Annotated in this window: 15 protein-coding genes; 2 read left to right on the top strand and 13 right to left on the bottom strand. The window is 41.1% G+C overall.

Annotated elements, in window-relative coordinates:
- Positions 1-37: 37 nt before the first annotated feature.
- The 9 genes from alr to H7T98_RS00315 form a co-directional block, all read right to left on the bottom strand.
- Positions 38-1,141, bottom strand: coding sequence for an alanine racemase (alr, locus tag H7T98_RS00355; RefSeq protein ID WP_021143629.1), 1,104 nt, complete (start codon positions 1,139-1,141; stop codon positions 38-40).
- Positions 1,142-1,168: 27 nt separating this feature from the next.
- A complete protein-coding gene (gene acpS / locus H7T98_RS00350) occupies positions 1,169-1,522 on the bottom strand; it encodes a holo-ACP synthase (protein WP_014632616.1) in 354 nt (117 codons plus the stop codon).
- Between the two features lie 5 nt (positions 1,523-1,527).
- On the bottom strand, positions 1,528-2,556 hold the full coding sequence (locus H7T98_RS00345) for a 3-deoxy-7-phosphoheptulonate synthase (protein WP_021143627.1): 1,029 nt from the start codon (positions 2,554-2,556) through the stop codon (positions 1,528-1,530).
- A gap of 84 nt (positions 2,557-2,640) precedes the next feature.
- Positions 2,641-3,672 carry a 3-deoxy-7-phosphoheptulonate synthase gene (locus tag H7T98_RS00340; protein WP_002891816.1) on the bottom strand — a complete coding sequence of 344 codons (1,032 nt, stop codon included), beginning with the start codon at positions 3,670-3,672 and terminating at the stop codon, positions 2,641-2,643.
- A gap of 20 nt (positions 3,673-3,692) precedes the next feature.
- Entirely contained in the window at positions 3,693-6,242 is a 2,550-nt protein-coding gene (gene secA, locus H7T98_RS00335) for a preprotein translocase subunit SecA (RefSeq protein ID WP_004183450.1), read from the bottom strand.
- Positions 6,243-6,425: 183 nt separating this feature from the next.
- On the bottom strand, positions 6,426-6,770 hold the full coding sequence (locus H7T98_RS00330) for a hypothetical protein (protein WP_021143625.1): 345 nt from the start codon (positions 6,768-6,770) through the stop codon (positions 6,426-6,428).
- Between the two features lie 2 nt (positions 6,771-6,772).
- Positions 6,773-7,720 carry a mannose-6-phosphate isomerase, class I gene (gene manA / locus H7T98_RS00325; RefSeq protein WP_201060983.1) on the bottom strand — a complete coding sequence of 316 codons (948 nt, stop codon included), beginning with the start codon at positions 7,718-7,720 and terminating at the stop codon, positions 6,773-6,775.
- Between the two features lie 65 nt (positions 7,721-7,785).
- Positions 7,786-8,679 carry a fructokinase ScrK gene (gene scrK / locus H7T98_RS00320; RefSeq protein WP_021143623.1) on the bottom strand — a complete coding sequence of 298 codons (894 nt, stop codon included), beginning with the start codon at positions 8,677-8,679 and terminating at the stop codon, positions 7,786-7,788.
- 180 nt (positions 8,680-8,859) lie between these two features.
- Positions 8,860-10,761 (bottom strand): sucrose-specific PTS transporter subunit IIBC, encoded by a 1,902-nt coding sequence (locus H7T98_RS00315; RefSeq protein WP_002884626.1) that lies wholly within the window; start codon positions 10,759-10,761, stop codon positions 8,860-8,862.
- Between the two features lie 188 nt (positions 10,762-10,949).
- On the opposite strand from H7T98_RS00315, the gene H7T98_RS00310 reads away from it, so the two are divergent.
- Both H7T98_RS00310 and H7T98_RS00305 read left to right on the top strand, forming a co-directional pair.
- Entirely contained in the window at positions 10,950-12,392 is a 1,443-nt protein-coding gene (locus H7T98_RS00310; protein ID WP_201060981.1) for a sucrose-6-phosphate hydrolase, read from the top strand.
- 8 nt (positions 12,393-12,400) lie between these two features.
- Positions 12,401-13,366: a LacI family DNA-binding transcriptional regulator gene (locus H7T98_RS00305; RefSeq protein WP_201060978.1), complete on the top strand. Its 966-nt coding sequence runs from the start codon at positions 12,401-12,403 to the stop codon at positions 13,364-13,366.
- A 90-nt stretch (positions 13,367-13,456) separates the two neighbouring features.
- On the opposite strand, the gene nusB is transcribed toward H7T98_RS00305, so the two are convergent.
- The 4 genes from nusB to H7T98_RS00285 form a co-directional block, all read right to left on the bottom strand.
- On the bottom strand, positions 13,457-13,891 hold the full coding sequence (nusB, locus tag H7T98_RS00300; RefSeq protein WP_201060976.1) for a transcription antitermination factor NusB: 435 nt from the start codon (positions 13,889-13,891) through the stop codon (positions 13,457-13,459).
- Complete coding sequence (locus H7T98_RS00295) at positions 13,884-14,273, bottom strand: Asp23/Gls24 family envelope stress response protein (RefSeq protein WP_002884704.1); 390 nt, start codon at positions 14,271-14,273, stop codon at positions 13,884-13,886. Before H7T98_RS00295 ends, nusB begins: the two co-directional genes overlap by 8 nt.
- Positions 14,274-14,343: 70 nt before the next feature.
- A complete protein-coding gene (efp, locus tag H7T98_RS00290) occupies positions 14,344-14,904 on the bottom strand; it encodes an elongation factor P (protein WP_002891830.1) in 561 nt (186 codons plus the stop codon).
- Between the two features lie 115 nt (positions 14,905-15,019).
- Positions 15,020-15,475, bottom strand: coding sequence for a deoxycytidylate deaminase (locus H7T98_RS00285; RefSeq protein ID WP_002884736.1), 456 nt, complete (start codon positions 15,473-15,475; stop codon positions 15,020-15,022).
- Between the last annotated feature and the right edge of the window lie 6 nt (positions 15,476-15,481).

Below are 15,481 nucleotides of genomic sequence, written 5' to 3'. Positions count from 1 at the left end.
AAAATCCAGTATCAAACTGGATTTCTCGTTATTTATATTAGTCATAGCTACGAGGTACACGATCACTAAGCAAACAAAGGACCTCATAGTTGATAGTGCCGCGTTTTTCAGCCACCTCTGTCGCAGTGATACTTGCTCCCCCATTTTCACCCATAAGAGTGACAGGAGTTCCTAGGGGATAAACCTTAGGAAGGCGAACAGTGATCTGGTCCATAGACACACGCCCAACAATTGGACAAAGCTGTCCATCCACAATAACGTGGAAACCTTGTAAATCTCTGGTCCAACCATCCGCATAGCCAATCGGAATGGTTCCAATAACCTCATCAGCTGTCGTCGTATACGTTGCACCATAACCCACATCTTGACCTGCTGGCAGAGTCTTAACATGAACAAGTGCTGTCTCCAAACTTAAAGCAGGACGAATGTTATATGGAAGGTCTAAAACACTGCCACTAGGATTGAGACCATAGATGACGACACCCAGACGTACCGCATTAAAGACTGTTTCTGCATGCCAGATACTTGTCGCAGAGTTGCTAGCATGTACCAAGCGAGGGCGGTCCACCAAGTTATTAACCAAATCCGTGAAGAAGGCCAATTGACGCTTGAATTTACTATCATCTGCTTCATCAGCTGTTGCAAAATGGGTAAAAATACCTTCGACATCCGCACCAAGTGCCTTCAGACCAGCAATCAAACTATCTGCATCTCCTTGGCTACGCACCCCAATGCGTCCCATGCCTGAATCAATCTTAATATGACAGGTCAAACCAGTCAAATCAAGCCCTTGATCCTTAGCCATTTTCAACCACTCAAGCGAAGCTACCGTCAGAGTGATGTTTTCTTGAATAGCCAAAGGAACCTCGTCTGGCAAGACGACTCCTAAAATGAGTATCGGTTGCTCTAAGCCAGCCTGACGGAGTTCAAGTGCCTCGTCTAGGTTGGAAACACAAAAACCATCTACCTGTTTAGACAAATACTTGGCCACCGTAACAGCACCATGACCATAGGCATTGGCCTTAACAACTGCAAAAGTCTGCACCTTTTTAGGAATGTGGCTAACCACTTGTTCAATATTTTCTGAAATTGCTGATAGATCAACCTTTGCCAAGGTTGGTCGATGTAAACTTGAGATCATAAGCTATCCTCTTCCAACATCTATCTCTTAGTTTTTTTCTAAAATGACACTTGCCTGAACAAAATCACCGCTATGGGAAATCGAGATAAAGACATTGCCTTCAAAAGGCGACTGGGTCACCACTGGAGCTCCCTTGTCATTGGTCAAAATTTCAATATCCTTAAAGCCGACTGCTCCAATACCTGTACCCCAGGCCTTTGAAAATGCTTCCTTACCAGCCCAGCGACCTGCTAAATAGGACATCTGACGATTGCCAGAAAGGGATTCAAAACGCTCCCACTCTTTTGGTGTCAATACCTTTTTTGCAAAGCGTGGATTGCGGTCATAAGCCTTTTTAACTGCTGAAATTTCCTGCAAGTCTATACCATGTCCAAAAATCATAATTGTTACGAAAGTCGATTGTGGATTTCACGAATAAGGCTATCTGTCTTATCCCAACCAAGACATGGATCTGTGATTGATTTACCGTAAACTTCAGGTGTGTCTTGACGACCATCCTCAAGGTAAGACTCAATCATAAAGCCACGCACGGCATCCGCGATACGCTCATCCCACTCACGGTTAAGAAGGACTTCACGCACAATGCGAACTTGTTCCATGAAGTTTTTACCTGAGTTATCATGGTTAGTATCAACAAGAATAAATGGGTTTTCCAAATTAAATGCACTGTACTTGTCCAAAGCCTTAACCAAGTCTTCGTAATGGTAGTTGACAATGTTCTGACCATTTTCATTGTTGGCACCACGCAAAATAGCGTGAGCGAGTGGGTTACCATCTGTTTTAACTTCAGCACCATTGTAAAGGAAATGCTGTTGGTTCTGCGCAGCATAGATACCATTAAACATGACATTCAAATTTCCTGACGTTGGGTTCTTCAAACCAATTGGCACATCAATACCTGAAGCTACAAAGCGGTGTTCTTGGTCCTCAACCGAACGTGCTCCAACAGCGTGGTAGCTAAGTAGGTCATCAAAGAAGGAAAGATTTGACGGATAAAGCATCTCGTCAGCGATTGGAAGGCCTGTTTCAGTAATAATACGTGACTGAAGGTGGCGAACCGCCTTAACTCCAGCAAGAAGGTCTACATCACCCTCTGCATCTGGTTGGTGGATAAGCCCCTTATAACCATCTCCATTAGTACGTGGTTTAGCTGTATAAACACGCATAACAATAAAGATTTTATCTTTCACATCTTCCTGAAGTTTGGCCAAACGGTGAGCATAGTCAAGAACGGCTTCTTCGTTATCAGACGAACATGGACCAATAACCAAGAGAATACGTTTGTCCTCACCCTTGATAATTTTTGCCAAGGCCTCATCATTGGCCTGTTTAGTTACTAGTGCTTCTCCCGTAAGAGCATACAATTTCCTTACTTCCGCTACATCAATCAGCGGACTATTTTGATGAATTCCCATCTATTTCCCTCTCTTTGTGAAAAGAGAGCGAACCGCTTGGTCATCCAAACGGTTCACTCCCCATATATGGTTTCTGTTACCTTATTATTTTGACAAAGTATCGTGGATTTCACGAATCAATTCTTCTGTCTTATCCCAACCAAGACATGGGTCAGTGATTGATTTACCATAGACATCTGGCGCATCTTGACGGCCATCTTCAAGGTAAGATTCAATCATGAAACCACGTGCCACTTTGTTGATTTTTTCATTCCAATCACGGTTAATCAAGGTTTGACGAACGATACGGATTTGTTCCAAGTAACGTTTACCTGAGTTATCATGGTTTGTATCAATAACGATGAATGGATTTTCAAGGCCCATTTGTTCATAGTGTTCGATTGTTTCAAGCACATCATCATAGTAGAAGTTAGGCACGTTTTTACCATATTCATTCGTTGAACCACGAAGAATAACGTGTGCCAATGGGTTCCCTGGAGTTTCAACTTCTTCACCGTTAAAGAGAAAGTTTTGTTTATTTTGTGCGGCGTAGATACCGTTAAACATCACGTTAAGGTTCCCTGATGTTGGATTCTTCATACCAGTTGGAACATCAATACCTGACGCAACAAAACGGTGTTGTTGGTCTTCTACAGAACGTGCACCAACGGCAATGTATGACACAAGGTCATCTACCAAAGGAAGGTTTTCTGGGTAAAGCATTTCATCAGCAGTTGTGATACCAGTTTCAGTGATAACACGGTAGTGAAGATTACGCACAGCCTTGATACCATTGATTAGGTTTGGTTTACCTTCAGCATCAGGTTGGTGTACAAGTCCTTTATAGCCATCACCATTTGTACGAGGTTTAGCTGTATAGACACGCATAACCATAAAGACTTTATCTTTAACTTCTTCTTGAAGTTTAGCCAAACGGTGAGCATAATCAAGAACAGCTTCTTCATTATCAGATGAACATGGACCGATAACCAAAAGCGTACGGTCATCTTCACCCTTGATGATTGCTTCAAGCTCTTTATCACGAGCTTGTTTCTTGGCAAGGGCTTCACCTGTTAATGTAGTTGATTCTTTAACTGCATCAAAATCAATTTTTTCACTTACTGCTTTAAAAACCATAATAATTACCTATTTTTTTCCTAAAATTGTTTACGACCGTGACAATTTTTAAATTTCTTACCAGAGCCACATGGACAGAAGTCATTACGACCAACCTTACTAAAGTCAATTTCTTGACCATTAGCATCTGCTTGGTGGGCCTGGATATTGCCTGTTGCTGTTGTCGAAACACGTTCATTCACATTTTCACGAGATTGCTCATGAATTTGTGCTTTCATCATTGTACGTGTCACATCATATTCAATTGCCCCAATCATATCTTGGAACATCTTGAACCCTTCAGATTGATACTCAACGATTGGGTTGTTTTGTGCATAACCACGCAAACCAACGGCATTACGTAATTGATCTAGGGCATCGATGTGGTCCGTCCACTTGTTATCAACAACCATCAAAATCAAGACTTTTTGGAATTCACGGATAGCTTCCTCTGAACGCAATTTCTTGATTTGACGATCATAAACATCATCTGCTAACTCATTCAAGTAAACTTTAATAGCGTCATAATTAACACTACGTTTCGTTACCTCTCCCACTTCTTGTAAATCTTCAAGTGAGATGGCATTCTCAGGAACCAAAGCCTGACGAGCAAAGTTCAAAATACCTTTAAGAGCTTCCTCTTGATCATTGCGGCTGTGACCATCTACTGTACGGTTAATCGTACGCGTAATCATAGCCTTAATCTCAGGTTCAAGGTCACGTTCCGCTGTGATAACATCATAACGCTCAGCGTAGATGATTTCACGTTGTTCACGCATAACGTCATCGTACTGAAGGACTTGTTTACGAGTATCGTAGTTATTTCCTTCGACACGTTTTTGAGCCGCTTCCACTTGGCGTGTCAACATACGTGATTTGATAACAATATCTTCATCATCAGCATTCAAACGTTCCAAGACTTGTTTGATACGATCAGAACCGAAACGACGCATCAATTCGTCTTCAAGTGAAAGGTAGAATTGAGATTCCCCTGGGTCCCCTTGACGTCCCGCACGACCACGCAACTGGTTATCGATACGACGGCTTTCGTGACGCTCTGTACCAATGACACAGAGTCCACCAAGGTCAAGAACACCTTCACCAAGTTTGATGTCAGTACCACGACCGGCCATGTTGGTCGCAATCGTAACGGCACCACGTTGACCCGCATTCATGATAATATGCGCTTCTTTTTCGTGGTTCTTGGCATTAAGCACTTCATGAGGAATACCTGCTTCAACCAACATCTTAGAAATCAAGTCAGATGTTTCAACGGCAACCGTACCAACAAGGACTGGCTGTCCCTTTTCATAACGACGTTTAACATCTTGTACCACAGCGCGGAATTTAGCATCCAAGGTAGGGTAAAGAAGGTCATCGTGGTCAATACGTTGAATTGGACGGTTAGTTGGAATCGGAATGATTCGCATGTTGTAAATTTCACGGAATTCATCTTCCTCAGTTTTACCAGTACCAGTCATCCCTGACAATTTCTTGTACATACGGAACATATTTTGGTAAGTGATTGAGGCAGATGTCTTCGTTTCTTCTTGAACTGGAACACCTTCTTTTGCCTCAATGGCTTGGTGGAGCCCATCTGAGAAACGACGTCCTTCCATGGTACGACCTGTAAATTGGTCAACGATAAGAATTTCTTGCTCAGGACTGACCACATAGTCAATATCATGCAACATGATGTAGTTGGCACGAAGGGCGTTGTCAATATAGTGAGTCAAGGCAACATTATCAATATCGTACAAGTTGTCCAAGTTGAAGAATTCTTCAGCCTTGTCAATACCTGAGTCATTCAAACCAATCGTTTTCGTTGGAATATCAATGGCATAATCATCCTCTGTCAAGGTCTTAACAAAGGCATCCGCACGGTGATATAACTGATTAGTTTCTGAGCTTACAGGACCTGATACAATCAATGGTGTACGAGCTTCGTCGATAAGAACTGAGTCAACCTCATCGACCAAGGCATAGTTCAATGGACGTTGTACCATGTTTTCCTTACGAACAACCATGTTATCACGAAGATAGTCGAAACCTACCTCTGAGTTGGTTGAGTAAGTGATGTCACAGTTATAAGCTTCACGTTTTTCAGCTGGTGATTTGGCTGAAAGGTTAATCCCTACTGACAAACCAAGCCAACTATAAAGCTCACCCATTTCAGTCGCATCACGCTCTGAAAGGTATTCGTTAACGGTGATAACGTGTACACCTTCACCTGAAATAGCATTTAGGTAAACAGGCATTGTCGCAGTCAGGGTTTTCCCTTCCCCTGTACGCATCTCTGGAACGTCACCATGGTGAAGAACGATACCACCCATGATTTGCACACGATATGGGAAAAGTCCAAGGACACGTTTTGCCCCTTCACGAACAACTGCAAATGCCTCTGGCAAGAGTTGGTCTAGGCTTTCTCCGTTTTGATATCGTTTTTTAAATTCTTCTGTTTTTGCCTGAAGTTCTTCATCTGAAAGAGCCGCCATTGCATCAGCATAGCTCTCGACTTTCTTGGCAGTTTTTTCTAGTTTCTTAATTTCGCCTTTATCATTTTCAATGATTTTGCGTAATATATTTGCCATCTTTTTTCCTTTCGACAGTCTTTATCTCCATATTTTACCACAAAAGCCCCCTTTAAACAAGAAATCACTCAAGGATTGGCAAAGAAAAAAGCCCTAGTTTAAGGGCTTTCACAATGGATTAGCAAATAAACTAAAACTTTTTTTATTAGATTCACTGAAAATATCGACAATAATACTTTATGTCTACTTCTCAGAGTTTTCTTGGCTATCTAGAATCTCCTCAAAATCATGCAAAAGATTTTCAAAAGCCTGCTCAAAGAAGGCATGGTCGGTGCTACTATAGGCCTTCATTATCATAGGACTAGCTTCAAAATCAACGTAGAATTGATAGTCCAAGACACCATTTTTCCAGTAAAACTTGATGCTAGGGGAAGCTGTTTTTTCACCACACATACCAGGAATTGCCCGCTGTAAGCCATAAATGTGGTCTCCATAGTCTTTCAGACGATAATAAGCTCCCTCAAAATAATAGGATTTGTTGATTTCAATATGCTCAAATAGTGCCACTAAAACTTTTTCATTACTCATACTTAAGCCTCGTTAGGGTGACTGACAATCATCTCCAATTGTCCATCAATTTCCCAATCTGTTACATCATTTGGAAGAATGAAGTGATCGCCTTTTTTTAGACAATAAATGCGTGAATCGATAGTCATGGTCCCATTGCCAGAAAGTACGGAACAAAGCAAATAGGGAGCTGATTGCTTGAAGTCAACCAAGCCACTGAGTTTCCATTTATACACAGTGAAAAAGGAGTTTGATGTCAAACAAGTCGACTCTAATTGCAAGGTCTTAACAGTTGCTGGGATGCTATTTTCTGGATCCCCTAGATTCAAAACATCAAGAGATTGTTGAATATGAAGTTCACGTTTATTGCCCTGATCATCCCTACGATCAAAATCATATACACGATAAGTAGTATCGCTAGATTGTTGAGTCTCTAAGATAAGGATACCTGGACCAATAGCATGCATGGTACCACTTGGTACAAAGAAAAAGTCACCTTTCTTAACAGGAGTTTTCGACAAAAGTTCATCCCAATCACCTGCTTCAATCAAGGATGCCAGCTCTTCCTTTGTCTTAGCCTTGTGACCATAAATAATTTCTGCACCCTCTTCAGCATCAATAATATACCAACATTCTGTCTTTCCTAGCTCACCTTCCTGCTCTAGCCCATAAGCATCATCAGGGTGTACCTGCACTGAGAGCCAGTCATTAGCATCCAAAATCTTGGTCAACAAAGGAAAAACACTAGTCTTGGGGGTCCCAAAAAGTTCTGGTTTATCCTTGTAAAGCTCTGCCAGGTGGAAACCAGCATATTTTCCATTTTTGACATATGATACACCATTAGGATGGGCAGAAATTGCCCAGTATTCACCAGTGTGTTCACTGGGAATATCGTAACCAAACTCTGTCTTGAGGCGGTTCCCTCCCCAGATTTTCTCATGCATTGGTGAATCTAAAAATAAAGGTTCCATTACTTCCTCCTGTATAGAGCAAAACGCCTTAAGATGATCTCTTAAAGCGATTTTACATATTTTGTTTATTTGTTTGTATGCTTGTCAGCTACGTCCTTAGCAAGTGCGAAGTTACCAAGCGTCGCAGAGCCATTACCTGAAACAGCAGGTGTCACAATATATTCATTTACATCTGGTACTGGAAGGTAACCATTCAAAAGAGCTGTGAATTTTTCACGAACACGACGAAGCATGTGTTCTTGCCCCATAACACCGCCACCAAAGACGATAACTTCAGGACGGTAAAGGACTGTTGCTTGGACAGCCGCTTGAGCAATGTAGTAAGCTTGAACATCCCAAACTTCAGAGTGCTGATCAATCAATTCACCACGAATACCTGTACGGGCTTCAAGCGATGGTCCAGCAGCCAAACCTTCCAAACATCCACGGTGGAATGGACAAGTTCCGTTAAATTCATTGGAAACATCATTTGGGTGAAGCGGTACATATACGTGACCAGCTTCAGTATGACCCATACCACCAATGAATTCACCATTTTGAATAGCTCCAGCTCCGATACCTGTTCCGATAGTGTAGTAAACAAGGCTCTTAACACCTTTACGAACAAGTGTCTCACCATAAGCAGATGAGTTAACATCAGTCGTAAAGTAGAAAGGAATATTAAACTCTTTAGCAATCAAACCAAGAAGGTCGACATTTGACCAATGTGGTTTTGGTGTTGAAGTCACAAAACCATATGTTTCAGAGTTTGGATCAACATCAATTGGTCCAAATGAACCAATTGCAATTCCAGCCAATTGATCTTCATAACGTTTGAAAAATTCAATAGTACGGTCAATTGTTTCGTAAGGTGTAGTTGTTGGGAATTGAGTTTTTTCAACGACTTGGAATTTCTCATCGCCAACAGCACAAACAAATTTTGTACCACCAGCTTCCAAGCTTCCGTAAAGTTTAGCCATAGGTAAAGCTATCTCCTTTTATGATCAATAATAACTATTTATACTATTATAAATAAAAGCTAGGCAAAAGACAATCTAAATGAGACCTTGTTTAAGGAGGTACAGACTACTCTGCTTCATACTTTTCTTTATGAGCCATTTAACTAAAAAAGCCGAATTGGCTTCGACTTTTCTAGCTTATTATTTAACTGCGATGAAGTCTGCACCTTCAGCAACTGAACCAGTCGCTACTGATGAAACATCTTCGAAGTCTGCAGTGTTTGTAACGATAACCATAGTTGTATCGTCAAGACCTGCTTCAGTGATTACTGAGCTATCGAAGGTAGCCAAGACATCACCTTTTTTAATACGTTGATTTGCTTGAACTTTAGCATCAAATCCTTTACCGTCAAGTGAGACAGTGTCGATACCGATGTGGATAAGCACTTCAGCACCTTTATCAGATTTAAGACCGTAAGCGTGACCTGTTGGGAAGGCGATTTGCACTTCACCATCAAATGGTGCGACTACTTGGTTTCCTGAAGGTTTAATAGCGGCACCTTTACCCATAGCTCCTGATGAGAAGACTGGGTCATTAACATTTTCCAAAGCTACAACTTCACCTTTAAGTGGTGCAGCGATTGTTTCGGCTTGCAATGCAACTGGAGCTGATTCTGCAGATGCAATATCTTCAGCAACAACTTCTTTTTGAGCTTCAACTTCTTCCTCTTTGTAACCGAAGATCCAAGTAAGAGCAAAACCAAGAGCAAGTGTTACAAGTACCATGATCACATACTTAAGCACTTGACCGTTAAGGTAAAGAAGAGTACCAGGAACGATTGTTACACCAAATCCTGTACCAGCGAGGTTAAGGATTGAGGCCAACCAACCACCAGCAGCACCAGCGATAAGACCCATGATAAATGGTTTACCGAAACGAAGGTTAACCCCGAAGATAGCTGGTTCAGTGATACCAAGTACCGCTGAAAGAGTTGCAGGGAAAGCAAGTGCTTTCAATTTAGCATCTTTAGTTTTAACACCCACTGCAAGTGTCGCACCAGCTTGGGCAGTCATAGCAGCTGTGATGATAGCGTTAAGTGGGTCTTTACCAGTATTAGCAATGAGGTTAGCTTCAAGCAAGTTAAAGACGTGGTGAACCCCTGTAACGACGATAACTTGGTGAACTCCACCAAGAACAAGACCAGCAAGACCAAATGGCAAGTTAAGAATCCATTCTGTAGCAGCAAGAACATAGCTTTCAACAGTATGGAAGACAGGACCAATGATAAAGAGGGCCAAAGCTGACATTACTGCGAAGACGATAAGTGGACGCAAGAGAAGGTCAAGAACGTCTGGAACCCATTTACGAACCCATTGCTCGAACTTAGCACCAAGCAAACCTACGAAGAAGGCTGGAAGCACTGAGTTTTGGTAACCTACTACTGGAATAAAATCAAAGAAGTAAATTGGTTTAGCAGCACCTGATGCAACATCCCAAGCGTTAGGAAGGGCGTTGTTAACCATCATCAAACCAAGAACCAAACCAAGAAGTGGTGAACCACCAAATACGTTAAAGGCTGACCAACAAATCAAGGCTGGGAAGAAGGCGAAGGCTGTATCTGTCAATACAACTGTGTAAGTATAAAAATCAGTAGCAGCAAAAGCTTTTGATGTTGTACCGAACAAACCAAGAACTGTATCGTTATTGATTGCTCCACGGATACCCATGAAAAGACCAGTCGCTACGATTGCTGGAAGCAATGGAACGAAAACGTCACCAAATGAACGGATAGCACGTTGGAACCAGTTACCTTGTTTAGCAGCTTCTGCTTTTTGTTCGTCTTTAGATGCTGTTGGAAGACCTTGAGCAACGACTTCGTCGTAAATCTTGTTAACAGTACCTGTACCAAAAATCATTTGGTATTGACCTGAGTTAAAGAAAGCACCTTGAACTTTTTCAATGTTCTCAGCCTTTTCTTTATTGATTTTGTTTTCATCTTTGACCATCACACGTAGACGAGTCGCACAGTGAGCAACACTGTTGACGTTTTCACGTCCACCGAGGGCATCGATGACTTCTTTTGCAATTTGTTTGTTATCCATTTGCAAAATTCTCCTTAATAAAATTTGGTATGAAAGCGTTTAGCTTTTCTTTACGATAACTATTTTAGCATCTTTCTGCCATATGTCAACCGTTTAGCATATTTTTTTATTTTTTGTGATAAATCGTTGATTTTTCTAGGTAAAACGTTTACTATATTACTAACAAATAGATTAGGAGATTACTAAATATGAATCTACCAACAGAAGTTCGTTACCGTCCATACGCAGATTGGACAAACGAAGAAAAAACAAAAATTAAAGAAAATGTCGCTAAATCACCTTGGCGTGCAAGCTACCATATTGAACCAGAAACAGGGCTTCTTAATGATCCAAACGGTTTTTCTTACTTTAATGGTAAGTTCCAACTTTTCTACCAAAGTTGGCCATTTGGAGCTGCTCATGGTTTGAAACAATGGGTGCATACTGAAACTGAAGATTTGGTTCACTTTACAGAAACTGGTGTCAAACTCTTGCCAGACCATGAAAATGATAGCCACGGTGCCTACTCAGGTTCTGCTTATCAAATCGGTGATAAACTCTTTATCTTCTATACTGGGAACGTTCGTGATGAAAACTGGGTTCGTGACCCACGTCAAATCGGCGCTTGGATGGATAAAGACAGCAAAATCGAAAAATTCGACAAGGTTCTTATCAAGCAACCTGCTGACGCTACTGAGCACTTCCGTGACCCTCAAATCTTCGATTACAAGGGACAATTCTACGCTATCGTAGGTGCTCAAAACCACGATAAACAAGGTTTTATCAAACTTTACAAAGCTGTTGATAATGATGTCGAAAACTGGGTTGAAGTTGGAGACCTAGACTTTGGTGGCACTGGCTCAGAATACATGATTGAGTGTCCTAACCTTGTCTTTGTAGATACCAAACCTGTTCTTCTTTATAGCCCACAAGGTCTTGATAAAGAAGAACTTGACTATGGCAATATTTACCCTAATACTTATAAGATTTTCCAAGATTTCGACCCTGAGAAACCTGCCCTTGTTGATGGCACACCAATTATTAACTTGGACTACGGGTTCGAAGCTTATGCTACTCAAGGATTTAACACTCCTGATGGTCGTGCCCTTATTGTTAGCTGGATTGGTCTCCCAGACGTGGACTATCCAACTGACAAATACGACTACCAAGGTGCTATGAGCTTGGTTAAAGAATTATCTATCAAAGATGGTAAACTCTACCAATACCCAGTAGAAGCTATTACAAGCTTACGTGCTAGTCAAGAAGATCTCTCTGAAAAAACGGCAACAACTAACACTTACGAGCTTGAACTTAACTTTGAAGCTAACACTCAAACAGAACTTGTCCTCTTCGCAGACCAAGAAGGAAATGGCTTGTCACTTACAGTTGACACTGAAAATGGAAAAGTCATCCTTGATCGTTCTAAAGCTGGCGAACAGTATGCTACTGACTTTGGCACAAGCCGTGAATGTACACTTGATGCCGGTCAAGCTGCAACCGCAAACATCTTTGTAGATAACTCAATCGTTGAAATTTACTTCAACAAAGGTGAGAAAGTCTTCACTAGTCGTGTTTTCCCAAGTGCAGAACAAACTGGTATCAAAGTAACATCAGGAAACGTTTCTGGGCACTACTTCGACTTGAAATACTAAGGTGATTTATGGTCGCAAAGCTTACTGACGTTGCCGAACTGGCTGGTGTGAGCCCAACCACAGTTTCTCGCGTCATAAACAAAAAGGGCTACCTCTCACAGAAGACCATTGACAAAGTTCACGCTGCTATGCAAGAACTCAACTATAAACCAAATAATTTAGCTCGAGGTCTTCAAGGAAAGTCGGCCAAACTCATTGGCTTGATTTTCCCAAATATTTCCAATATATTTTATGCCGAACTTATTGAACGTCTTGAGGATGAACTCTTTAAGCAAGGCTATAAAACCATTATTTGTAATAGTGAGCATGATCCTAACAAGGAGAGAGACTATTTGGAGATGCTTGCCGCCAACCAATGTGACGGCATCATCTCGTCTAGTCACAATCTTGGTATTGAGGATTATGAGAAGGTTGAAGCTCCCATCGTTGCCTTCGACCGTAATCTCGCCCCAAAGATTCCTATTGTTTCGTCTGACAACTTTGAAGGTGGCAAGTTAGCCGCAAGAGCTATGGTCAAGGCTGGCTGTCAACGCATTGTCATGATTACAGGCTATGATAATTCGGATTCTCCAACAGGACTTCGTCAACTAGGTTTTAATTATGAATTGGACAAGAAAGGTATTATTTGTCCTGTTCCAAACGATTTGTCTCTCATGCGACGAGAATTAGAAATCAAATCTATTATCTCTCGTGAAAAACCAGATGGCATCTTTGTTTCGGACGATTTAACAGCTATCTTGGTTATGAAGATAGCTAGACAATTGGGACTTTCTATCCCAGATGACCTAAAAATCATCGGTTATGACGGTACCGCCTTTATCCGTCACTTCTACCCAGAGTTAGCAACTATCCAACAACCTTTGGATGAAATTGCTAAGCTTTGTGTCGAAATTCTTCTCAAGAAAATTAAAGGCAAAACAGTTAATCGTGATTATGTACTTCCAGTGAGTCTGATTGCTGGTGGCAGTATATAAATGAAAGTCGCAAGAAATCTCCGCTTGCGACTTTTTTCTTGTTACATTTGTAGAAAAAAAGAAGTTGAAACAACGCTCAACTTCTTTTACTTATGCTTCATCTATCACAAACTGACTAAGTACACCATTAATGAACTTAGCAGATGTTTCATCAGAATATTTTTTAGCGATTTCAATGATTTCGTTAATAGCTACACGTCCTGGTGTTTCTTCAAATGACGTGATTTCATAAAGTCCCAAACGAAGGAGAGTACGATCTGTCACAATCAAACGTGAGAGGCTCCAACCCTCTTTCAACTTTTCTTCAATTTGACTATCAAGTTGGGCCAACTCTTCACGGACACCCGTTACTAGGCTAAGGAGAAAGGCTGGTACATCAACTTCAATTTCTTCGTCAATTGGCTTGTCATAAGTGTAAGCGAAATGTGCTTGTTCCAGAGCTTCTCCACCAAATTCAAGGGCAAAAAGCGTTTGAAAAGCACGCTCACGAAGGTCACGACGTGAATCTTTAAAGATATTAGTCATTCAAAAAATCCTCGTTAAACAATTCAGCCAAGTCTGGTTTTTGTGACTTTTCAGTAACAATAGATTCAACGTGAACATTGACTTCTGAAATTGCCACTTCTGCCATATCATAGACAGCTGCTTTAACAGCCTTTTGAATTTCAATTGAAACTGCTGGTACGTTAACCCCATACTGAAGTGAGACGTAGATATCAGCATTTACAGTACCATCTTCTTCTGTTCGGAGGTAAACACCACGTCCCAAGCTTGTTTTGCTGAGACTATCCGTAACATTTTTATTTTGAAGGGCATAAACACCTTCCACTTTAGTTGCAGCGATACCTGTAATCACTTCGAGCACGCGAGGGGCAATTACAATTTCACCGATATTTTCTGTAGTCATCGCATGTTTCCTTTCCGTTAGTTTGGAAAATAAAGCCTTCAAACCAGTGGTTTGAAAGACTTAGTTGGGCTCAGGCACGTGATACGTAAGTACCTTCAGCTGTGTTGATAACCAATTTTTGACCAGCTTCGATAAAGTCTGGAACGTTAACCACAAGACCAGTTTCAAGTGTTGCAGGTTTACCTGAACCTGTAACTGTTGCACCTTTGATTGATGGTTGTGTTTCAGTAACAGTCAATTCAACAGTTGTTGGAACTTGAACACCAATAACTTCTGTTCCGTAGAATTGGATTTTTACGTCTGAGTTTTCAAGGATAAATTTCAATTCTTCTTGAACGTTGGCTACTGGGATTTCATATTGGTCATATGTTTCAGTGTTCATGAAGTATGCAGTATCATCCATTTGGTACAAGTATTGTGCTGGTACTGTTTCGATGATTGCTTGTTCAAATTTTTCTTCTGGACGATAGCTAGTATCAAAAGTTGAACCTGAACGAACATCACGCAATTTCATACGCATGATTGTGTTACCTTTACCAGGTTTGTGGTGGCTAGCTTCAAGAACTTTGATCAATTTGCCATCGTTAGTTACGAAAGTCATACCCGCACGGAGTTTACTTGCTTCAATCATTATTAAATACCTCTTTGTAAAAAATTATTATCAGTTTATTTTACCATAAATGATAGCATGGCTCAAATGTTTTATAGATTCAAGCCCAATCCTCAGGCTTTTTTCAAAGAACAAACTAGTCATCCATTCCTAAGTGAACCTCTGGAACATCATGTTGCAAATAAGAAACGCCTTTTTGTTCCATCAATTCAATCGCAAAGGGATGGGGCCTATAATTGGCCTTGTATGTAATCTTAACAATACCAGCTTGCAAGAGGGCTTTGGTGCAGTTGATACAAGGAAAATGAGTCACATAAATCTCTGTATTTTTGGTAGAAATCCCCTCTTTGGCACATTGGATAAGGGCATTCATCTCTGCGTGTACCGTACGAATACAATGACCATCTTCCATATAGTGGCCTACTTCGTTACAGTTATCAGTCTCAGAAACTCCGCCGTTATAACCTGTAGCGATAATACGCTTGTCCTTGACTAAAACAGCTCCAACAAAGGCACGGTCACACGTAGAACGCTTAGAAATCAGCTCTGCATTAGCCATAAAATAATCTTGCCAAGATAAACGGTTTGGCATAAAGTA

This window comes from Streptococcus sp. 23.2 (assembly GCF_016648665.1).
GTDB classification, from domain to species: Bacteria; Bacillota; Bacilli; order Lactobacillales; family Streptococcaceae; genus Streptococcus; species Streptococcus salivarius_E.
Note: the sequence above shows the minus strand (reverse complement) of the source record. Positions and strands in the feature narration are given on the sequence as shown.